21 protein-coding genes and 1 tRNA gene are annotated in these 20,643 nt (G+C 64.3%); 12 read left to right on the forward strand and 10 right to left on the reverse strand.

Annotation, left to right across the window (positions count from 1 at the left end; translation table 11 throughout):
- Nucleotides 1-22: 22 nt before the first annotated feature.
- From mtaB to ABGM93_RS14450, 3 genes are all read right to left on the reverse strand, one after another.
- Entirely contained in the window at nucleotides 23-1,279 is a 1,257-nt protein-coding gene (gene mtaB, locus ABGM93_RS14440; protein WP_321500601.1) for a tRNA (N(6)-L-threonylcarbamoyladenosine(37)-C(2))-methylthiotransferase MtaB, read from the reverse strand.
- A 4-nt stretch (nucleotides 1,280-1,283) separates the two neighbouring features.
- Nucleotides 1,284-2,171 (reverse strand): diaminopimelate epimerase, encoded by an 888-nt coding sequence (gene dapF, locus ABGM93_RS14445; RefSeq protein ID WP_321500604.1) that lies wholly within the window; start codon nucleotides 2,169-2,171, stop codon nucleotides 1,284-1,286.
- A 100-nt stretch (nucleotides 2,172-2,271) separates the two neighbouring features.
- Nucleotides 2,272-2,778 carry a L,D-transpeptidase family protein gene (locus tag ABGM93_RS14450; protein ID WP_321500607.1) on the reverse strand — a complete coding sequence of 169 codons (507 nt, stop codon included), beginning with the start codon at nucleotides 2,776-2,778 and terminating at the stop codon, nucleotides 2,272-2,274.
- Between the two features lie 246 nt (nucleotides 2,779-3,024).
- Between ABGM93_RS14450 and ABGM93_RS14455 the strand changes: the two genes are divergently transcribed.
- On the forward strand, nucleotides 3,025-3,708 hold the full coding sequence (locus ABGM93_RS14455; protein WP_319774693.1) for a response regulator transcription factor: 684 nt from the start codon (nucleotides 3,025-3,027) through the stop codon (nucleotides 3,706-3,708).
- A 22-nt stretch (nucleotides 3,709-3,730) separates the two neighbouring features.
- On the opposite strand, the gene ggt is transcribed toward ABGM93_RS14455, so the two are convergent.
- Nucleotides 3,731-5,473 (reverse strand): gamma-glutamyltransferase, encoded by a 1,743-nt coding sequence (gene ggt, locus ABGM93_RS14460; protein ID WP_321500611.1) that lies wholly within the window; start codon nucleotides 5,471-5,473, stop codon nucleotides 3,731-3,733.
- Between the two features lie 174 nt (nucleotides 5,474-5,647).
- On the opposite strand from ggt, the gene ABGM93_RS14465 reads away from it, so the two are divergent.
- On the forward strand, nucleotides 5,648-5,995 hold the full coding sequence (locus ABGM93_RS14465; protein ID WP_321500613.1) for a cytochrome c: 348 nt from the start codon (nucleotides 5,648-5,650) through the stop codon (nucleotides 5,993-5,995).
- Here ABGM93_RS14465 and ABGM93_RS14470 read toward each other — a convergent pair whose 3' ends face one another.
- Complete coding sequence (locus tag ABGM93_RS14470; protein WP_321500615.1) at nucleotides 5,996-6,958, reverse strand: endonuclease/exonuclease/phosphatase family protein; 963 nt, start codon at nucleotides 6,956-6,958, stop codon at nucleotides 5,996-5,998.
- A 125-nt stretch (nucleotides 6,959-7,083) separates the two neighbouring features.
- Between ABGM93_RS14470 and ABGM93_RS14475 the strand changes: the two genes are divergently transcribed.
- Entirely contained in the window at nucleotides 7,084-7,503 is a 420-nt protein-coding gene (locus tag ABGM93_RS14475) for a YchJ family metal-binding protein (RefSeq protein WP_321334429.1), read from the forward strand.
- A gap of 132 nt (nucleotides 7,504-7,635) precedes the next feature.
- The gene (locus ABGM93_RS14480; RefSeq protein ID WP_321500617.1) at nucleotides 7,636-8,403 is read left to right on the forward strand and encodes a sulfite exporter TauE/SafE family protein; all 768 of its coding nucleotides are present in this window, start codon (nucleotides 7,636-7,638) and stop codon (nucleotides 8,401-8,403) included.
- 7 nt (nucleotides 8,404-8,410) lie between these two features.
- Here the strand turns inward: ABGM93_RS14480 and ABGM93_RS14485 are convergent, their stop codons facing one another.
- A complete protein-coding gene (locus ABGM93_RS14485; protein ID WP_321500619.1) occupies nucleotides 8,411-9,019 on the reverse strand; it encodes a GNAT family protein in 609 nt (202 codons plus the stop codon).
- A 431-nt stretch (nucleotides 9,020-9,450) separates the two neighbouring features.
- Here ABGM93_RS14485 and ABGM93_RS14490 point away from each other — a divergent pair, with 431 nt between their 5' ends.
- The 3 genes from ABGM93_RS14490 (at nucleotide 9,451) to ABGM93_RS14500 (ending at nucleotide 13,551) form a co-directional block, all read left to right on the forward strand.
- On the forward strand, nucleotides 9,451-11,277 hold the full coding sequence (locus tag ABGM93_RS14490; protein WP_321500621.1) for a hypothetical protein: 1,827 nt from the start codon (nucleotides 9,451-9,453) through the stop codon (nucleotides 11,275-11,277).
- A gap of 16 nt (nucleotides 11,278-11,293) precedes the next feature.
- The gene (locus ABGM93_RS14495) at nucleotides 11,294-13,294 is read left to right on the forward strand and encodes a heme biosynthesis HemY N-terminal domain-containing protein (protein WP_321500623.1); all 2,001 of its coding nucleotides are present in this window, start codon (nucleotides 11,294-11,296) and stop codon (nucleotides 13,292-13,294) included.
- Nucleotides 13,295-13,475: 181 nt separating this feature from the next.
- A tRNA-Thr gene (locus ABGM93_RS14500) sits at nucleotides 13,476-13,551 on the forward strand.
- Between the two features lie 116 nt (nucleotides 13,552-13,667).
- Here ABGM93_RS14500 and ABGM93_RS14505 read toward each other — a convergent pair.
- Nucleotides 13,668-14,756, reverse strand: a complete 1,089-nt coding sequence (locus ABGM93_RS14505) for a YeeE/YedE family protein (protein ID WP_321500625.1) — start codon at nucleotides 14,754-14,756, stop codon at nucleotides 13,668-13,670.
- A gap of 133 nt (nucleotides 14,757-14,889) precedes the next feature.
- Between ABGM93_RS14505 and ABGM93_RS14510 the strand changes: the two genes are divergently transcribed.
- Nucleotides 14,890-15,828 (forward strand): MBL fold metallo-hydrolase, encoded by a 939-nt coding sequence (locus ABGM93_RS14510; RefSeq protein WP_321500628.1) that lies wholly within the window; start codon nucleotides 14,890-14,892, stop codon nucleotides 15,826-15,828.
- A 31-nt stretch (nucleotides 15,829-15,859) separates the two neighbouring features.
- On the opposite strand, the gene ABGM93_RS14515 is transcribed toward ABGM93_RS14510, so the two are convergent.
- The 3 genes from ABGM93_RS14515 to ABGM93_RS14525 form a co-directional block, all read right to left on the reverse strand.
- On the reverse strand, nucleotides 15,860-16,951 hold the full coding sequence (locus tag ABGM93_RS14515) for a YeeE/YedE family protein (RefSeq protein WP_321500630.1): 1,092 nt from the start codon (nucleotides 16,949-16,951) through the stop codon (nucleotides 15,860-15,862).
- Between the two features lie 150 nt (nucleotides 16,952-17,101).
- Nucleotides 17,102-17,455: a metalloregulator ArsR/SmtB family transcription factor gene (locus ABGM93_RS14520; RefSeq protein ID WP_321500632.1), complete on the reverse strand. Its 354-nt coding sequence runs from the start codon at nucleotides 17,453-17,455 to the stop codon at nucleotides 17,102-17,104.
- A gap of 75 nt (nucleotides 17,456-17,530) precedes the next feature.
- Nucleotides 17,531-17,914 (reverse strand): transcriptional regulator, encoded by a 384-nt coding sequence (locus ABGM93_RS14525; protein ID WP_321505916.1) that lies wholly within the window; start codon nucleotides 17,912-17,914, stop codon nucleotides 17,531-17,533.
- 207 nt (nucleotides 17,915-18,121) lie between these two features.
- Between ABGM93_RS14525 and ABGM93_RS14530 the strand changes: the two genes are divergently transcribed.
- From ABGM93_RS14530 to soxY, 4 genes are all read left to right on the forward strand, one after another.
- Nucleotides 18,122-18,856, forward strand: a complete 735-nt coding sequence (locus ABGM93_RS14530; RefSeq protein ID WP_321500635.1) for a cytochrome c biogenesis protein CcdA — start codon at nucleotides 18,122-18,124, stop codon at nucleotides 18,854-18,856.
- A gap of 44 nt (nucleotides 18,857-18,900) precedes the next feature.
- Nucleotides 18,901-19,500, forward strand: coding sequence for a thioredoxin family protein (locus tag ABGM93_RS14535; RefSeq protein ID WP_321500637.1), 600 nt, complete (start codon nucleotides 18,901-18,903; stop codon nucleotides 19,498-19,500).
- Nucleotides 19,501-19,709: 209 nt separating this feature from the next.
- Nucleotides 19,710-20,174: a sulfur oxidation c-type cytochrome SoxX gene (gene soxX / locus ABGM93_RS14540; protein ID WP_321505919.1), complete on the forward strand. Its 465-nt coding sequence runs from the start codon at nucleotides 19,710-19,712 to the stop codon at nucleotides 20,172-20,174.
- An 18-nt stretch (nucleotides 20,175-20,192) separates the two neighbouring features.
- Nucleotides 20,193-20,642 (forward strand): thiosulfate oxidation carrier protein SoxY, encoded by a 450-nt coding sequence (gene soxY, locus ABGM93_RS14545; protein ID WP_321500640.1) that lies wholly within the window; start codon nucleotides 20,193-20,195, stop codon nucleotides 20,640-20,642.
- Nucleotide 20,643: the final 1 nt, after the last annotated feature.

Genomic DNA, 20,643 nt, shown 5'->3' on the forward strand with positions numbered 1-20,643 from the left:
ACGCTGCGAGGGAACCGTGCTCTTACGCCGTTTCCGCCAGGAGGTGTCGATGGCTGTGGCCGGTGATCCTCGCGGTCACGATGGTTCCCGGCTCGCCGCATGCGATTTCGGTCTCGGTGAATTGCTCGGTGCGGCCCAGGCCCTCGCGCTCCACGAGAATGCGCCGGGTCAGGCCGACCTCACCGGCAAGATGGCGCATGAGGGCGGCTTCCCCGGCCTCGCGCAGCCGTCCGGCGCGCTCCTTCACGAGCGCGCGCTCAAGCTGCGGCATGCGGGCGGCGGGCGTTCCCTTGCGCGGCGAGAAGGGGAAGACATGGAGATGCGTCAGGCCGCAATCCTCCACGATCGCCAGAGAGTTTTCGAACATCTCGTCCGTTTCGGTCGGGAACCCGGCGATGATGTCGGCGCCAAAGACCACATCGGGGCGATAATGGCGCACATCCTGGCAGAAGCGGATCGTGTCCTCGCGCGAATGACGGCGCTTCATGCGCTTCAGGATCATGTTGTCGCCCGATTGCAGCGAGAGGTGGAAATGCGGCATCAGCCGGTCCTCCTCGGCAATCGCCCGCATCAGGGCGTCATCGGCTTCGATGGAATCGATGGAGGAAAGCCGCAGCCGTTCCAGATCGGGCACGAGCTTGAGGATCTTCTCAACCAGCGTGCCGAGCTTCGGCTCACCGGGCAGATCCGAACCATAAGAGGTGATGTCGACGCCCGTCAGCACGATCTCGCGATAGCCGTTTGCGACAAGGCGGCGGATCTGGCCGACCACCTCGCCCATGGGGACGGACCGGGAATTGCCGCGCCCGAAGGGGATGATGCAGAAGGTGCAGCGGTGGTCGCAGCCGTTCTGGACCTGCACGAAGGCGCGCGCGCGGCCTTCCAGCCCGTCGATCAGGTGACCGGCGGTCTCGCGCACGCTCATGATGTCATTGACGATGACCTTCTCGTTCTCGTCGATGCCGAAATCGGCGACGCGGGCGTAGGACTCGCGCTGCAGCTTTTCGGTGTTGCCGATGACGAGATCGACCTCTTCCATGGCGGAAAAGGTTTCCGCTTCCGTTTGCGCAGCACAGCCTGTGACGATGATGCGCGCATCGGGGTTGTCACGGCGCGCGCGGCGGATCTGCTGGCGGGCCTGACGCACGGCCTCGCCGGTCACCGCGCAGGTGTTGACCAGAATGGCGTTGTCGAGGCCCGCGGCTTCCGCCTCCCGACGCATGATTTCCGACTCGTAGGTGTTGAGGCGGCAACCGAAGGTGACAAGCTTGATGGTCATGGACTTATGCCGCGCCCTGTTCCGCGCGCCGCCAGGCGAGCGTGTCGGCATCGAGCGTGCCGAAGAATTCCACTTCCGTATCGCCGGTCATCATCACGTGGTCGTCGCTCTCGCGCCATTCGATATGAAGAGGGCCGCCGGGCAGCGTGACGGTCACGCTGCGCCCGGTGAGCCGCTTGCGGGCGGCGGCAACACCCGTGGCGCAGGCCGCCGTGCCGCAGGCGCGCGTCAGGCCAACGCCGCGTTCCCAGACGATGGCGCGGATCTCGTTTTCGCCGGTGATCTGGGCGAGCGTGATGTTGGCGCGCTCGGGAAAGACCGGGTGATGTTCCAGAAGGGGCCCGAAGCGGGCGAGATCATGAGCCTCGATATCGTCCACGAAGAAGATCGCGTGCGGATTGCCCATGTTGACGACCGCGGGCGAATGCAGCACCGGCGCGTCGATCGGGCCGATCTGCAATTCGATGGCGCGGGTGTCGCGGAACTCTTCGGCCAGCGGAATGTCCTGCCATTCCAGCCTTGGCTTGCCCATGTCGACGGTGACGCGGATTTCGTCGTCGGTGGCAAAGGCCTTCAGGATCCCGGCATTGGTCTGGATCGTGGCGCGGTTGATGTCGCGCTCTTCCATCACCAGCCGTCCGATACAGCGCGTGGCGTTGCCGCAGGCGTCCACCTGAGAGCCGTCGCGATTGTAGATGCGCATGAAGGCGTCGAGACCCAGCGGGGAGGGCTCCACGATGATCATCTGGTCAAAACCGATGCCGCTCTGCCGGTCGCCAATGGCGGCGATTTGCTTTTCGCTCAGGCGCACGGGTTCCTCGCGTGCATCGAAAACGACAAAGTCGTTGCCGAGCCCGTTCATCTTGACGAAGGGGATTTCACGCGAAGTCATGAGCAGGGCGCCTTTCTGACACCGGTTGAAAACTGTGCCCTATATGGCGGAAACCCATGCCGATTGCCAGTGGCAGGGGTTGCGGAAAACCACGTCCGGGTCAGCCGATACGCATATAAGTGTCGCGCCCGGCGCGCGCCAGCAGGCGCCGCATATCCGCAAGCTTCACCGCGATGCAGCCCTCTGTCGGCGTGTAGCCGGGGCGGGCGAGGTGGAAAAAGACCGCACTGCCATGCCCGCGAACCCGCGGTTTGCGATTGTGATCAAGCACGACGATGACATCGTAAAGATGATCGTCGCGCCACAGCTTTTCGTGTGAGGCGGCAAGGGGCGCGCGAGCCGGGCGGTTGTAGTGCGCGCTTTCGGGATCATCGCACCAGATATCGTCGCGCCGGATCGCGCGCACGGGCAGCCTGGTGACCGGGCGGGCAATGCGGTCGGCACGATAGAGAACCTCGATCAGGCGATATTGTCCCACGGGCGATGCGCCGTCGCCTTCGCGCTTTCGCCGCGACAGGCCGCCCCGCCCGAGGGCGCACGGGGCCCGCAGCGGACCGAATTGCAGCAAGCCGGTGCGGCTTCGGGCTGAAAGGGTCCGTACGCGCATGCCGGCTTTCCGTGAGTTTTCCGCCTTTTCAGACATTTGATCTCTTTCGCTGCCTTTCCCGTGCTCGCCCGCGGTCATCACTGGCGCGTGATGATAAATTGAACCCGTTACCGTACGGGGCTGGCCATTGTTCTCTCGCAATCGTGAATGCAAACTGCCATGAAGGAGCGAGATTCGTCTGCCGATCAACGCAACGCGATTGCAAGACGGATCCGCATGATCGCAGGGAGAGCGCCGGAGGGCTTCATGACCGCTCGCAGGATTCTGATTATCGATGACGATGCCGATCTGCGCGAGGCGCTGGTTGAGCAATTGTCGCTCTTTGAGGAATTCGAGACGCTTGTCTGCGACAGTGCGGCCTCCGGCATCCGCGAGGCGCGCGGGGAACGGATCGACCTGCTGGTCATGGATGTGGGCCTGCCGGACATGGACGGGCGCGAGGCGGTGAAGGTGCTCCGCAAGGGCGGCTTCAAGGCCCCGATCATCATGCTCACCGGTCATGACACCGACAGCGACACCATTCTCGGTCTTGAGGCGGGCGCCAACGATTATGTGGTGAAGCCCTTCAAGTTCGCGGTGCTTCTTGCCCGCGTGCGCGCTCACCTGCGCCAGCACGAGCAGAGCGAGGACGCCACCTTCGCCATCGGCCCCTATACGTTCCGCCCCTCCGCCAAGCTTTTGCTCGACGACAAGGGCGGCAAGGTGCGGCTGACGGAAAAGGAAACGGCGATCCTCAAATATCTCTACCGCACGGGCGAAAAGCCGGTGACGCGCGACGTGCTGCTGCACGAGGTGTGGGGCTACAATTCCGGCGTCACCACCCACACGCTGGAAACCCATATCTATCGTTTGCGCCAGAAGATCGAGGCAGATCCCTCCAACGCTTCGCTGCTGGTGACGGAAGCCGGCGGCTACAAGCTGGTTCCCTGAGCCGCCGACATTTCCGCTTTTGCTAGTACCCGGCGGCGAGGTCGCCGTCGGTGCGCGGATCGGAAGCGCCCATCAGCATCCCGTCCTGCGCCATGATGGACTGGGTGGAGCCCATGGCGTTCTTCTCCGCGATCTCGTAGCCCATGTCCTTCAGAAGCTTCAGCGTGTCGGGGCTGAGGCCCTTTTCCACGCGCAGCTCGTCGGGCCACCACTGGTGGTGCACACGCGGCGCCGCATTGGCCTCCGCCACGTTCATGTGATGATCGACGGTGTTGAGGATTACCTGCAGGACGGTGGTGATGATGCGGCTGCCGCCGGGCGAGCCGGTGACGAGCCAGGGCTTGCCGTCCTTGAAGACGATGGTCGGGCTCATGGAGGACAGCGGGCGTTTGCGGGGCTCCACCGAATTGGCCTCGCCACCAATCAGCCCATAGGCATTGGGCACACCCGGCTTTGCGGAAAAATCATCCAGTTCGTTGTTGAGCAGCACACCGGTGCCGCGCGCCATGAAGCCCGCGCCATAGGAGAAATTCAGCGTGTAGGTGTTGGAAACCGCATTGCCTTGCGAATCCATGACCGAGAAATGGGTGGTCTGGTTGCTTTCATAGGGCAGCGGGTTGGCGGGGCCGATCTCGCCGGAGGGCGTCACCTTGCCCGTTTCGATGCCCGGGCGAAGGCCATCGGCATAGGACTTCGCGGTCAGGCCGTCGCTCGGCACGTCCACGAAATCCGGATCGCCCAGATATTTCGACCGGTCGGCATAGGCGCGCTTCATGGCCTCCGCCATGACGTTGATGGTGGCTGCCGAATTCGCACCCGTGGCCGTAAGATCAAAGCCTTCCAGGATGTTCAGGATCTGGATGATATGGATGCCGCCGGAAGACGGCGGCGGCATGGAGGCGACCGTCAGGCCGCGATAGGTGCCGGTTACCGGCTCGCGCAGCACGACGTTGTAATCGGCGAGATCCTGCGTCGTCATTGCGCCGCCTTGCGCCTGCACGGTCGACGCGATCGCCTCGGCCACGGGGCCGCGATAGAAGCCGTCAGCGCCTTCGTCCGCGATCTTTCTCAGCGTGGCGGCCAGAGCCGGTTGCTTGAGGCGCGAGCCGGGAACAACCGGCAGTCCTGCTTCGCCATAGAAGGTGACATAGCTGTCCGCATCCTGACCCAGCCGCTCCCGGACCTGCTCCAGCGAGCGGGCGAGGGCCATCGGCATGTCGAAGCCTTCTGCGGCGAGCCGGATCGCGGGCGCCATCACCTGAGCGCGGCTCAGCTTGCCGGATCCGTAGTCCTTGTGGGCGCGGAGCAGGCCCGCAACCGTGCCGGGAACGCCGACGGCAAGACCTGAAAAGCGCGACTTCTGCGGGTCTGCCTCGCCCTTTTCATCGAGGAACATGTCCCTGAAGGCGGCCGCCGGGGCCTTTTCGCGGTAGTCGATGGCGACCGTTTCGTTCTTGTCGGCGCGGTGCAGGACCATGAAACCGCCGCCGCCGAGATTGCCCGCCCGCGGCAGGGTGACGGCAAGTGCGAAGCCAACGGCGACCGCAGCGTCGACCGCGTTGCCGCCTTGTTTCAGGATTTCCACGCCGACGCGGGTTGCGATGGCCTCCTGGCTTGCCACCATGCCGGACGTGCCGAGAACCGGGCGCACGATGTCCTTTGCGGAGAGAATCGGCGTCATCTCCTGCGCATGGGAGGCGACGGGGGCGAAGGCAAGGGCTGCGCCCAGCAGCGCGGGCAACAGGCGGGCAATGGGTCGTCGCATTTCGGATCCTCACAAATGGGTGGTCGTCGACTTTCCGTTTTCCTGACTATACTGGGATACGTAACGGAAGCCGCCAGTCCGATGGCCCGCGATCATGACCCGGCAATGTGGAAATTGCCATCGTGGCGGAGCGCCGGAGGGCGTCAGGGGGCCGCCGGGAGGGAGACGACAGCCATGTTTTTCGCACCTATTTCATCATTTGTTTCAAGAGCCGTCCCGGCAAGTGTCGGACTTGTCTGTCTTTTCGGGCTCTCAGCCCAAGCGGGCGTAACGATCGCGGCGGGGGAAAGGCTGGCGCGGCTCTGGTGCGCGAACTGCCATGTGGTGGCGAGCGATCAGACAACGGGCAATCCGGATACGCCGCCATTTTCCGAAATCGCGGCGCGGCGGAACCTTGATGAAGACGCTCTGGCGACAATGCTCGCAGGCACGCATCCGGTCATGCCGGACATGTCCTTGAGCCGCGCCGAGATCGGGGCGCTCGTCGCTTATATCGAATCACTTGCCGCCAAACAGGAGTGATCAATCGGAGAAACTTGCGACCAGCGGCGCATGAAACGAGCCGAGAGCCGCGACCGTGCCGGAATCTTCCACTTCATCGGCCAGGTCCCTGTTCAGGATCGCAACCTGCGTCAGGCGGGCGGTGAGGGCGGGGCTCGTCAGGATATGGTCGAGCATGTGATGGCGGCCCTTGTGGCTCACCGTGTAGCGACGCTCCCTCGCCACGGATGACTCAACCGGCGTGAGCTGGCGCGCGGCGAGCGCCGGATTTCCCGTGTCATCGGGATCTGCCAGCACGATGCGCAGCGCCGGCTCCACATCGACGGCGTTGAAATCACCGAGTGCGGCGATCAGGGCGCTTTCGTCGGCGTCGAAAACCGCATCGATGGCATGGCGCAACTCAAGCGCCTGTCCGGTGCGTTTGATCGCGGCCAGAAAATAGCCCTCCGCCCAACCGGGCACGGATTTCCAGACATTGGCGCTCAGTTTCTGGCCCGGCACAGGGGCGGCGAGCGGTGCGCGCAGGTGGACGCAAAAGAGATGGAGCGGGCGGCCCTCCGGCAGATCGATGCTCACGGAGAGAATCGGGCGGTCGAACTCGATAGGGGGGGCGCCCTCATCGGGCGGGTCGGCATGGCGACGGCGCCATTGCGGCGGGTCCACATGCTCGTTCAGGATGTCGCGGACGCTGCGGATCGGATAGCGCGAGAGCACCGCCATGTTGTGCCGTTCCGGCGGGTCGCCCGCGCCGCTTGCAGCAAGGTGAAACCCTTCGTATCGCGTGTCCTTCAGCAATTCGGCCAGGGCGTCGAAAGCCCGTGCCTCCTCGTCCTTGCGGTGCTGGGCATTGATTTCCTGCAGGCACAGGATATCGGCCTTGAGCCCTTCCAGCGCGGGGCGCAGACGCTCAAGGCGCGGCGCGAGAGCCTGCGCATCGAAAGTGTCTTCGCCAAAGGATTCCAGGTTGAAGGTTGCAATCCGCATGCTGGCAGAGTGCCTCCTTCCGGGCCCGGTGTCGAGATGGGGGGCACGGGTGCGACCTTGCGCTTCAAGGCGCATCGGGGCATGACGGGCGGAAATGAGCAAGATCAGCAATTGCGAGGAAGAGCATGACCGCCTGCCCCTGTTGTTCCGGCAAGGACTATGAGCTGTGCTGCGGGCCGGCGCTGGAGGGACGCGCCTGGCCGGAGACGGCCGAGGCGCTGATGCGGTCGCGCTACACGGCCTTTGCGCGACGCGACGTGAAATGGCTGAAGCAGAGCCTTTGGCCGAAATACCAGAAAACGCTGGATATGGAAGGACTTACCGAATTCGCGCAGACGCGCGAATGGGTCGGGCTGGAAATCGAACGGGTCGAGCAGGGCGGCGTGGACGACAAGACCGGCATGGTGCGGTTCGTCGCCAAGGCGTTGAGCGAGGGGACGATCAGGGATCACCGCGAGGCGAGCCTTTTCCGCAAGAAGAACAAGCGTTGGTACTATGTGGCGGCGATTGCGGAGGACCAGGCCAACGTTTTGTTGCGCAAATAGCCGCACCCCGTTGCGCGATCATCGGTGCGGATGTTTGGTGGAGCGCCATTCGGCTGAACGGGGCCCTTTCCCGGCCCGCGGTTCGGCAAACGAGAAACAGCCGCAGCTTTGCGGTCAAGTGAGGCCCTGTCGTTGGATCAGCTCATCACCTTGATCCCGCCGGATATCTCTCCGGCCTTCGCGATCATGCTCATCGTCTTGTCGTTTCTCACCTCCATGATGACGGCGGCTGTCGGCATCGGGGGCGGGGTCGTGCTGCTTGCGGTGATGGCGACGGCCGTACCCATGACCGTTCTCGTGCCCGTTCACGGGGTCATCCAGTTCGGATCGAATGCGGGGCGCGCGATCGTCCAGGCGCGTCATGCCGATCGCGCCATCATGTTCTATATCGCGGCCGGTGGACTTCTCGGCGCCTGGATCGGTGGTCATCTGGCCGTTCAGCTTCCCGATACCCTGCTGAAGGCCGGGCTCGGCGCTTTCGTGCTCTGGTCGCTTTGGGGGAAAAAGCCGACCTACGCCCGGCTGTCCCGGCCGCTTTTGCTGCTTGCGGGCTTCGTCACGTCGATCCTGACGATGTTCATCGGCGCGACAGGGCCCTTCATGGGGGCGCTCCTGGCGCCGATGATGAGCAACCGGCATGTCTTTGTCGGCACCTTTGCTGCCTGCATGACCTTTCAGCATCTGATCAAGGTCGTCGTCTTCGGCATGCTCGGCTTCGCTTTCGGGCCCTGGATCGTGCTGATGATCTCGATGATCGGCACGGGGTTTCTGGGCACGCTGACGGGCACCATGCTGCTCGGGCGGATGCCGGAGGCGGTGTTTCGCAAGGTATTTGCGGTCGTGATGACAGTCCTGGCGGCGAACTTGCTCCTGCAAGGCGCAGGGGTGGAGCTGCTTTGAGCGATCCTCACCCGGCAAGCCGCGCCTGAAGACCGGCCTTTACCGCAGGCCATTCCTGCGCAAGCACGGAGAAAAAGACGGAGTCGCGCCAGAGGCCGTCGGAACGCACCTTGTGATGGCGCAGCGTGCCTTCGCAGGTTGCCCCCATCTTGGTCATGGCGGCCTGCGAGTGCAGGTTGCGGGCGTCTGTCTTGAGCTGCACCCGCTCATATCCGCAGCCTTCAAAGGCATGGGTCATGAGCAGCAGCTTGCACTCGGGATTGGTCGGTCCGCCCCAGAAGGTCGGGTGATACCAGGTGTAGCCGATCTCCAGACCGCGGTCGGACGGCAGAATGTCGAAAAGCCGCGTCATGCCGATAAAGGCGTCGGTGCCTTGCGCGCGGACCACGAAGGGCAGGTGATGATCGGGTGTCAGCGCGGCAAGGGCGGCATCGATGTAATCGTCGAAAGAGCCTGGAAAGGGCGAATTCCGGAAGATCTTCGCCCCGGCATCGGCATAAAGCGCGGCAAGACCGGCGCGATGATGCCCGGCAATCGGCTCCAGCCGGACGAAACGGCCTTCGAGCGTGATCGGCAGCACGGGGCGGGGCGGCGTCTTGGGGGCAACATCATTCATGGGAAGATCCTGCGATGATTTGCGTCAGGCCGTAATGGCGACATTTTCCAACGTCAAACGATAGAGTATCAGTGAGATCTTGCGTCGCGTTCGACAGGGTCGGAGAAACGCAAGGCAGATCGCGGGGAGGGCAGGCGAAACGCGGGCCTGAGGTCCGGCCCGAAGCGCGCGCGGGCGTCCGTGCGTGTTTACGGCGCGGTTTCGTCCCGGCGACAATGGAGTACAATGGATGAAATGTCCCCTCGTGAACGGCTTTTCTCCCAAGGTCGGTTGCGAGAAAGGCAGGTCTGTTCTGTCCTATGGGATATACCGGCATTCAGAAGGCGCTGCGAATCGGTCCTAATGACCACTTTCGTCGAAGGGGCAAGATTGTATGCTTGCCTGAATTGGCGATCCGGCGCAGCTGACACGCGCGAATTTTGAGGAACGGAATGGCTTCCGAAAAAGACAAGACGTCGACCGATAACGTCAAGGCGGATGACAAAAGCGGCGTCAAGCCGGCCGAGAAGGCTGGCGGCGCATCCGGTGCTGCGGCAAAATCCGATGCCAAGGAGGCGTCCGGCGCAGCCAAATCCTCTGAGAACAAGCCTGGCGAGAAAAAGGCGGGAGCATCGCCTTCCGGCTCCGGCAGCGCCAAGGCGGGCGAAGCCAAACCGGGAGCGTCCTCCGCACAGGCCGGGCGCAGCAGTGCGGCACGCGCTGGCAAGCCGCTGACCATCGATCTCAAGGCGGAGGAAGTGCGCGCCAGGCAGGCATCGAAGGAAGCTGGCGCCCGGGACAATGACGCCAAGGCGGGCCTTGCATCGGGCGCGGCCTCGCAGGCCGGGGGCGCTGCGGGCAACGACGGCAGGTCGGCTTCCGGGTCAGACAAGGGCAAGGATCCGCTTGCCGCCGAGACGCGCCGCCGGGCAACGCCGCCACCGGCCAAGAAGGGCTTCGGATATGGCGGGCTCATTCTTGCCGCCGGTATCGGCGCCGCCGTCGCATTCGGCGGCGTGTGGGCGGGTGCGAAAACCGGCTATCTCGTTTTTGAAAGCGGGCAGGAACTGACGCGGCTCAAGACGGCTCTGGCCAGTGCGGATGCGCGTTTCGCGGCCCTGGACGAGCGCATGCGTGAGATTTCGAGCGCCGAGGCGTCGCCGACGGTTGCACCTTCCGTGGTCAATGACCTGGCGGAGCGTTTGCAGGGTCTGGAACAGACGGCGAAGACGGCCGCCGGGCTTGAAGGCGACATGCAGGCCTTAACTTCCGGGCTTGAGGAGTTGCGCCGGTTCGTTTCCTCCGGTGGCGCGGGCGCTTCGGCTGCTTTGGCGAGCCTCGATGACAGCGTGGAGAAGATCCAGGGCACACTCGCCACGCTCGGTGACAAAGTGACCGCGCTGGAAGAGGATACGAGCCCTGTCGTCCAGAAGGCGCTGAGCGACATCGACCAGAAGATTGCCGCTCTGGAGGCGCGCACGACCGCGGCGACCGAAGCGGCCAGCGCCGCGGCCAAGGCCGCTGCCGAGGGTGATTCGGTCGCTGGCAATGCGATTAAGACATTCTCCAGTCGTCTGGATCTGATGGTGGAGACGGTGAAGCAGGTGCGCACCGATTTTGACAGTCAGGTCGCGCGGCTTGGGACGCTTGAAGCGGCCGCCGATGCGGCGCGCACCGGTCTTGGCGATCTGACCACCAAGGTGGAAAGCGTGGAGGAGCGGGTCGCGGCGCTGGAAGACATCATGGGTGGGCCGGGTGCGCGTGAAACCGCGTCGCGCGCGGTTGCCGTTTCGCTGCTCAAGAACGCGGTCGATGCCGGGCGTCCCTATGCGGTCGAACTTGCCGCCGTGCGCAACGCCTTGCCGCAAGGAACGGATCTCGCGGCGCTCGACGCGCACGCGCAGCGCGGACTGAAGACCCTCACACAGCTGACCCGGGAGTTCCCGGAGGTCTCCGCCGAGATGGCCTCGACCCTGGAACGGGTCGATACCGGCAATAAGGTTGCCAACACGTTCCTGAACAACATGCGGTCGCTCGTGCAGGTTCGCGCCACCGGCAGCGGTGCGGGATCCGGGCCGATGGGCGCACTCGGGCGCATGGAGGCCAGTGTCCGTGCGGGAGATATCGATCAGGCTCTGGAAATCTACGAAACATTGCCTGAAGGCACCCAGAATGCGGGCAAGGACTGGGCGGCTTCTGCCCGTGCGCGGCTCGCTGCCAATGCTCTGGTCGACAAGGTGACCTCCGAGGTCATCGAGGCGCTCGCCAAAGACAGCTGATCCGGAGACACCTTAAATGGTCCGCGTTCTTTCCTTCTTCGCTATCGTCTTCGTGCTCGCGCTGGGCTTTGCCTGGATGGCCGACCGCCCCGGCGATGTCATCATCGACTGGCAGGGCTATCGCATCGAGATGGGCCTGATGACCATGCTGATTTTCCTCAGCATGCTCATGGTCGTGCTCGGGATCGTGTGGTCGATCCTGCGTTCGATCCTGCACACGCCAGGGACGCTGTCGCGCTTCTTCAGCCGCCGTCGTCGGGACAGGGGCTATTCCGCCCTGTCGCACGGGCTTATTGCCCTGGGGGCAGGCGATGCGCGCGCGGCCAGCAAATATGGCAACGAGGCCAGCAAGCTGTTGCGCAACGAGCCCGCCGCTCTCCTGCTGCTTGCCCAATCGGCCCAGATGTCTGGCCGCCGCGAGGAGGCTCAAAGCCACTTCGAGGCCATGCTGGAGGACGACGAAACCCGCCTTCTCGGTTTGCATGGGCTGTTTGTCGAAGCCGAGCGCCAGAAGGAACCCCTTGCCGCGCGCCACTATGCGGAAGAGGCCCACAAGCTCTCGCCGGGCCTTGCCTGGGCAGGCAAGGCGGTGCTGGCCTATCAGGCGGCCGCCCATGACTGGGAGCAGGCCATTGTCACGCTGGAGCGCAATGCGCATGCCAAGCTCATCGACAAGCCGACGCTGCGCCGTCAGAAGGCCGTTCTTCTGACCGCACGTGCGATGGAACTGGAAGACCACGAGCCCGATCATGCGCGTCAGCTTGCGCTGGAGGCGCATGGCCTGGCGACGGATCTCGTTCCGGCTGCGGTCATCGCGGGCCGATTGCTCACGCGCCGTGGCGATGTGCGCAAGGCTATCAAGGTGCTGCAGGCGACATGGAAGAAGTCTCCGCATCCCGACATCGCGGAAGCCTATGCCCATGTACGCCCCGGCGACAGCGCGCGCGACAGGCTGAAGCGCGTCAGCGCACTCAACGATCTGCGCGGCCATCACGTGGAAGGTTCGCTCGCCATTGCGCGCGCCGCCATTCAGGCGCGCGACTGGAAGCAGGCGCGCGAACAGCTGCGCCCGCTTCTGCGCACACAGCCCACCCAACGCGTCTTCCTTCTGATGGCGGATCTGGAAGAAGGCGAACACGGCGATCGCGGCCGCGTGCGCGAGTGGCTCTCGCGCGCCGTTCGTGCTCCGCGCGATCCGGCCTGGACCGCTGACGGCATCGTCGCCGATGCCTGGGCCCCGGTTTCGCCGATTACCGGCAAGCTCGACGCCTTCGAGTGGAAGGCTCCGGTGGAACGTCTCACCGGTCCGGAGGACGAGGACAGCACCGATTTGCTCGATATGCCGCTGGAGCGCCCGGTCGCCGAAGATGCAACGATTGTCGGCTCTCCGATGGAAACCCTGAAGGCCGCAAGCAAGCCCGCTCAGACCGCTTCCGGCCCGATCGTCACCTGTGCGCCAACCACCGAAACGGTGTCGCCCGGCGCCGCGGCACCGGCGGCGCCCTCTGCCGGCATCCGGCCTGAAGAAAAGCCGCCTGTCGAGACGCCGGTCAAGGCGGAGCCGGCGCAGAAGATTGTCGAGGTCGCGGCGGCGCTTGCGGAAACCAAGGAAGCGCTGAAGGCGGAGGCCGAGAAGGCCAAGGCCCAGAAGGCCGCCGCCGAAAAGGACAAGGTCCAGACGCAGGAAGGCGGCAGCCAGGCGGCGAAACCGGGCGAGGACGCCAAGGCTCCGGCTGAAACGCAGAGCCCGGCGGATCGGGTCAAGGCGAAGGTTGCCCAGCGTCTTGCCGAGGGCAAGAGTGCGCCGTCCACCGCGACCGGCCCGTCTGCCGACGCGAAGACGGAGGCACCCGCGGATGCCAAGGACAAGTTTGCGGCCAAGGATGAAGATGCGGCGCGCACCGTGAAGGGCGACGATCTGGAGACGGTCGGCGAGGTCAAACTGCCGCGCCCGCCGGATGATCCGGGTGTCGATGGCGACGATGACATTCCCCGTCGGGCCCGCAAGTTCTTCTGAGAACCCGGACGTCTGCGGCTGGTGGCAGCCCTGTTCGCGACGTGTGTAAGCAGGGAAAATCGGGGTCCGCGGCGGCAAGCTGCGGTTCCCTGTCGACAAGAGGCAGGAAACAGACGTTTCGCCCCTTGCATCGCTTCGGCGAAGCGTATATCAAGCGCTCACTTCGGGCCTGAGCCTGAGCGCCGCTTTAGCTCAGTTGGTAGAGCACATCATTCGTAATGATGGGGTCACGTGTTCGAGTCACGTAAGCGGCACCACTCCTTCTCCTCCACGATCCTCCTTCCTTCCTGATCTCGATGCGTTGTCGCCCGGTCGTCCGGGGGCTGCGGGGATTGGCGTATCGGCGCTCCGCCTTTGGCAAGGCCTGCGCGCGTCACGGCGTGGCTTGGGCCGGGGCCTGCGTTGATTTGCGTGCACGCTCACCGTCGATCACGTAATGCGTCACGCCTGCGGATAGCCAGATGGCGGACAGCGTCACCCATGCGGTGAGGGCGAAGACCGATGCGCCGGTAATGCCCGCGCCGACCGCGCAGCCGCCCGCCAACATGCCGCCGAAGCCCATGAGGGCTGCTCCTGCCAGATAGCGCCGCATCGAGGGCCCGTCATGGAAGCCCACGAGGCGCCATTCGCGGGCGATCAGCGCCGCAATCGCCGACCCCAGAAACACGCCGGGCACAAGCCCCACATCGAAATCCAGCGCGCCGCCGGGCGGTGACAGGATCAGCATCAGCGTGTCGGCGGACGGGCCGGTGAAGGTGACGCCTTCCACCTGGACCGGGTCGAAGGCTTGCGTGGCCATGCTTGCGGTGAACCACCATGCAAGCGGAATGGCGAGGCCGGTCACGATGGCTGCGAAGGCCCGCCATGGGGAAAGGCTTGCGCGCCATGTGAAGAATATCCCCGCCGCTATCCAGGCGAGGGCGAACGCGATGGCCCATTCCACCGATGCGCCGGAAAAGGCGAGGAGATCGTTGCCGCCGATCTCGTTGGAGGTGAAGCCCGCGGCCAGGTATTCGCGCAAAGGCCTGAGACTGCCGCGCAGGCTGGCCTGCGCCACCACCGCGAAGACCAGCCCGGATAGAAGCGCGCGCAGGTTTCCGGTGGCCGAGAGCACCAGGAGGCGGCTTGCGCAACCGCGCGCAAGCACCATGCCGGCCCCGAACATCAGCCCGCCAAGGGCCGCGCCCGACAAGCTCTGCGGGGAGGCGATCTGACGGGCCTCGGAGAGCTGGGCGAGATCCATGAGGGCCAGAAGCTGGGTGCCGGCCAGGGCCGCGCCGAAGGCGAGCAGCCAGATGGCGAGTTTGGCGCCCGGTGCGCCGGCCACGAACTCGATTGCCGCCGCGCGCAGGCAGAAGCGGCTTTGCTGCGCGAAGGCGCCGAAGGTCAGGCCGATCAGCAGACCGCCAGAGGCGAGAATTGCGGGCTCGCCATAGCGGTCGAGCAACAAGGAAAGGTCCATGGCCGAGATCCGTCCTGGCTTTCAGCGGCGAAACATGACGTAACGAAAGATGGATCGGGCCCGCCCGCATTGACGCGGGTCAAGCCGCCACCCTATAAATTCAAAAAATTATATACTTTTGGGAGGAAACGTCATGACGCTGAAAATCCCGATGCTCGACCGGCGTGCCTTGCTTGCCGGTGCGGGGGCCGCTGGTGCCCTGGCGCTGGCCGGTTCGCTGCCAACGCCGCTGCGCGCCCAGACGCTTTCCCTGGGGGATGCGTCGCTCAAGGTCGTCAGCGACGGCAATCTCGTGTTGCCGATGAGTTTCCTTCTTCCCGGACGTGAGGCGGGCGAAATTGAAGCCTTGCTGGGTCCGCACGGGCTGCCGCTTGATCGCAGCGAGCCGGATTGCAACGTGACCCTGCTTCAGACCGGCAACCGGCTCGTGCTGTTCGATGCAGGCGCAGGGGCGAACTTCCAGCCTACGGCCGGACGGCTTCTGGACAGCCTCGCAGCGGTCGACGTGGACCCATCGGACATCACCGACGTGATCTTCACCCATGCGCATCCGGATCATATCTGGGGCACGCTCGACGATTTCGACGATCCGCTCTTTGCCGAGGCGCGGCACTGGATCTCGCAGGCGGAGTGGGATTTCTGGCGGGCCGACGATACGTTGGCCAGGATGCCGGAGGAGCGGAAGTCCTTCGTGGTCGGCGCGCAGAACCGTTTCGACGCGATCGAGGAACTGGTCAGTTTCTTCAAGCCGGGCGATGAGCCCGTGGCGGGTATCGAGATCGTGGATACGGCGGGCCACACGCCGGGCCATGTTTCGGTCATGCTGCATGGCGGGTCGGACCCGCTGCTGATCACCGGCGATGCGATCACCCACCCGGTGATCTCATTCGAAAAGCCCGACTGGGAAATCGGGTCGGATCAGGACCGGGCGCAAGGGGCGGCCACGCGGGTGGCGCTGATGGACCGGCTGGCCGGGGACAAGGCCTCGATCATCGGCTTTCATCTGCCCTATCCGGGCATCGGCACGGTCGAAAAGGCGGGCTCGGCGTTCCGCTTCGCGCCCACAGCCTGAGGGCTCGTGTCGACATCCGTGGCGGCGCGCCCTAAGGGGCGGGCCTGCCGAGGCCTGGCACGAGCGGGCGGATCGAGCCTTCGATCAGCCATGCAAGGCCGATGCGCGCGCCAAACGCGATGGAGACGAAAACGATCGGGGCGGAAATTGCCAGCGTGGAGACCGCGGTGATCCCCTGACCCACCGTGCATCCCATGGCGAAGACGCCTCCGACGCCCATCAAAGATGCGCCGATGAAATGGCGCCCAAGCTCGCGCGCGTCATCGCACGCCTCCCAGCGTCCGTCCCTTTTGCGCCATGCGCCGAGCGCGGCGCCCAGAAACGTGCCGATCAGCAGTCCGACGCCATAATCGGGAAGGGTCCCCGTGTAGGTGACAAGCTGCAGGATCGTGTCGCCGACGGGCACGACGAAAGAGGCCGCCTCGATCTGAATGGGGTCAAAGGCGTTGCGCGATGCCCAGGTGGTTGCAAGCCAGCCGAAGGTTATGCAGAGGCCGACCAGGGAGCCGCTTACGATGAGGGCGCCTTCGCGCCGGTAGGCGCGGTCGGAAAAGATCCAGCCAAGCAGGCCAAGGCTTGCGAGCACCGGCACGGCGAGGCTGAGGTCGGCCCCGGTGAGGTGGGAGAGAAGCTGCGTGATGGACTGGCTTCCCGCGGCGGAGAAGTCGAGCGCGAGGTCATCGACGAGCAGAATGCGCAAGGGCGCGAGCAACCCGCGCTGGGCGGCGAGCGCCGTCAGGCCAAGAACGATCAACACCACGGCGGCGCGCAGGCTGCCGCCACCCAGGCGCACGATCGCGCCAAAACCGCACGTGCCGACAAGCGCCATGCCGAGGCCGAACATGACCCCGCCCAGGACAGCTCCGGTCAGCCCGAAGTCGGGTTGCAGATAGAAGCTCAGGGACAGATCCGCGAGGCCGAGCGCGGCGGCCGACTGGCTGGCGATCAGGGCAATTGTTGCGGCGAGTATCCAGGTGCGCAGACCGCGCGAATCACCCGCATACCAGAGCCGCTCGAACGCCGACAGCGTACAGAAGCGGTTGACGCGCGCGACATATCCCAGGACCGTTCCTGCCGCGACGCCCAGAAGGGGCAGCAGGAGCGAAGGGTCCGTTGCGTTCATGGTCGTTTCCTCCCGGGCCCGCTCTTTGGCGATGTCCCATTCCGTGGAGATTGACCATGACGTTACGGAATGCCGGTTTCAAGACAAAAGCGCCATCGGCGTGGCGGCGCGGCGGGCGGGGCGGCGATGGCGACGCCGGGGTCGATCCGGTCAGGCCAGAGGCTTGCGGACCGGGGCGCAGAACATGGAATAGAGGTTTTCGACAATCCCGCGGACCTCGTCGTCAACGAGGGAATAGTAGATCACGCGGCCTTCGCGGCGCGGATTGACGAGCCCTTCCATGCGCAATCTTGCCAGCTGCTGGGACACGGCGGCTTGCGGCATGGTGAGGATATCCTCCAGCTCGGAAACCGATTTCTCCCCCTCCGACAGGATGCAGAGGATCAGAAGGCGGGTTTCGTGCGACAGCGCCTTCAACAGATCGCTGGCCTTGCGCGCCTGTTCCATGAGTTTGTCGCGTTCTACCGGATCGGTCAGGGTGTCCAGTGCGGGCAGGTTGATCATCGTCGGACCATCTCGAATACGAAATCCATCTGGACGAACAGCCCGGATCCCTCCCGTTCCGGGTATTCGCGGCGTTTATTTTCCCGTGCCGACATGCGTCTGATCTCCGGGGGCGTCATCATCTGCCTTGTCTGCAGGGCGGGCCTGTGCGGCTACCAGCTTTTCCATCATTTCCTCCAGCATCGGCCAGAAGAAGTTTTCACCCGGATACCCGCGCAGCCGGGCGACTTCATGGCCGGCTTCCACCAGAACGAATGTGGGCGTCAAACGTTCCGGCCTGATGGCGGAAAGGTCATCGGGCCAGGGCTCGGTGATATCGACGCGGCGCAAGGGGGCACGGCGTCCCTCTTCGGTCTTGGCGTAGGCGGGCGCGATCTCGGCATGGAAGCGGGCGCACCACACGCAGCCGGGCTGCTCCATCATGATCAGTTCGGCGGCCTGGACGCATGAGCCGCCCATTGCCGCGATTGCCCACGCAATCACGCCAAACCCCGCGGAAAACCGCCAATATGCGAAGCCGCGCCCATCGGGCATCCGGGACCCCCTACGTTTCACCAGTTGAAAAATATAGTAACTTCTGAATATTTTCATCCTTCCAGTTTCAAAAAAGTCCATGTCGTGGCTTGCCGAGGCAACGGGGAACGCGACAGGAGGGGGAGGCAACGGATGCTTGACGTATCCTACAGCGCGGCGTTCCTGGCGGGGCTTCTGTCCTTTGTGTCACCCTGCGTGCTGCCAATCGTGCCGCCTTACCTGTGTTATCTGGCGGGTGTCAGTTTCGAGCAGCTTTCAGGCGAAAAGCCCGACACGGCCAGTGGGCGGCGGATTGTTCTGACAGCCGTGTTTTTCGTCCTGGGCTTTGCGACCGTGTTTGTCGCGCTGGGCGCGACGGCCAGTTTCATCGGTCAGGCGGTGGCGCGCTATTTCAACATCATGTCGATCATCGCCGGTGCCATGATCGCGATCATGGGTCTGCATTTTCTGGGCGTCTTCCGCATCGGGCTGCTTTACCGGGAAGCGCGGGTGCGTGTCGCGAACAAGCCGGCCGGGCTCATCGGCAGCTATGTGATGGGACTGGCCTTCGCCTTTGGCTGGACGCCCTGTGTCGGGCCGGTGCTGGCGGCGATCCTGTTCTATGCCGGGTCCACGGCCACCGCCGCCAAGGGCGCGACGCTGCTGGCGGTCTATGCGGCGGGCATCGGCGTGCCGTTCATCCTGGCTGCGGCCTTTGCCGGGCGGTTTCTGGCGTTTGCAGCCCGGTTCCGCAAGCATATGGGGACGGTGGAGAAGGTCATGGGTGGATTGCTGGTGCTGACCGGGCTCCTGTTCATGACGGGCCAGATGTCGGTCATCTCCCAGTGGCTCTTGGAGACATTCCCGGTCTTTTCGCAGATCGGGTAGCCGAACTTGCCCGCCGGGCGGGCGCATTGGAGGAGGAGAGGAAGATGTTCAGGACAATCTGTGCCGCAGCCTTCGGGCTCACGCTTCTTGCCGTTCCCGTCTCGGCTCCCGCAGGGGCCGCCCAGATGGGCGATGACGGGCTCCACAAGGAAGACTGGTTCGCCATCACCTTCAAGGATGTTGCAGAAGACATCGAGGCCGCGCGCGAGGAGGGCAAGCGGCTGGTTCTCGTCTTCGAACAGCGCGGCTGCATCTATTGTGCGAAGATGCACGAGACGCTGCTCTCCGATCCGGAGGTCGCCGACTATATCAAGGCCAACTTCAAGGTCGTTCAGTACAACATGTTCGGCGACGAGGAAGTGACGGATCTCGACGGCGAGGTGCTCACCGAAAAGACCGCCGCGCGCAAGTGGGGCTATGTCTTCACGCCGACACTGGTCTTCATGCCGGAAGAGGCTCCTGAAGGTCTCAGCGCGGGGCAGGCGGCGGTTGCCACCATGCCGGGTGCTTTCGGCAAGTGGACGTTCCTCAACATGTTCCGCTGGGTGCATGAAAAGGGCTACGAGGGCGACGAGCATTTCCAGAAATACCACGCTCGAATCATCCAGGACTTGCGCGACGCCGGGCGTTTGAAGGGCGAATAATTACGTAATTACAACGTATTGGCCCGCGTTGAGATTCGCCGCTTCACAAAGCATGCAAAAAATCATATCTTTTGATGCGTCGAAACGTCGCATCGGGGTCGGCCGTGGCTGGACCCCGGGGGTTGGAGGACCTGCGCGACGTGGGAGGAATGCAGGCCGGGGGGTACCGGCCGGGAGAGGGGAGGAAGCGGCGAAACATGCGCACGCACATGCACAAGGCGATGGCGACCCTGGTGGTCGGCTCGGCCCTTCTGGGGACGGGCTATGCACTGGCCGGGACGATCGCGCCGGACGAGGTCCGGATCGAAGACATGGAACTGAGCCAGCCGCTGACGGACATGGCGGGTGACCCGGTGAAGGGGCGGGAGGTCTTCGCGGCCCGCAAGCTCGGCAATTGCCTCGCCTGTCATGTCAACAAGGATCTCAACAACGAGCTCTTTCACGGCGAAGTGGGACCGGTGCTGGATGGCGTTGCCGCGCGCTGGTCGCCCGAGCAACTGCGCGCGATTGTCGTGAACTCGAAGCTGGTCTTCGGCGACCAGACCATCATGCCCGGTTTCTACACCCTCGATGTGGGCATCAATGTCGACGAGGATTTTGCCGGCAAGACCATCCTGTCGGCGCAGGACGTGGAGGACGTCGTCGCCTATCTGACGACGCTCAAGGAAGAATAGTCATGAGAGGAGAACGCGATGACGCTTAATCGTCGCGAAGCGCTGGCCGTTGTTGCAGGGGCTGCCGCCTTTGCGGTGAGCGGCGCCAAGGTGGCCTTTGCCACAGCGGACGACACCCGCAAGGCCATCCTGGCTTTCACGGGTGGGGCTGAGCCGGCCGAGGGCAAGATCACGCTCGATGCACCGGAAATCGCCGAAAACGGCAATACCGTGCCGATTTCCATTTCGGTCGAAAGCCCGATGACGGAGGAGGATCATGTCGAGGCCGTTGCCATCCTCGCGGAAGGCAATCCGAGCCCGGCGGTCGCCACCTTCCACTTCACCGCGATGAGCGGCCAGGCGATGGCCTCCACGCGCATGCGCCTTGCCAAGACCCAGAACGTCATTGCGGTCGCCCGCATGAAGGACGGTTCGGTGTTCATGGACACCAAGGAAGTGAAGGTCACCATCGGCGGCTGCGGCGGCTGAG

It is taken from the genome of Breoghania sp., from assembly GCF_963674635.1.
GTDB lineage: Bacteria > Pseudomonadota > Alphaproteobacteria > Rhizobiales > Stappiaceae > Breoghania.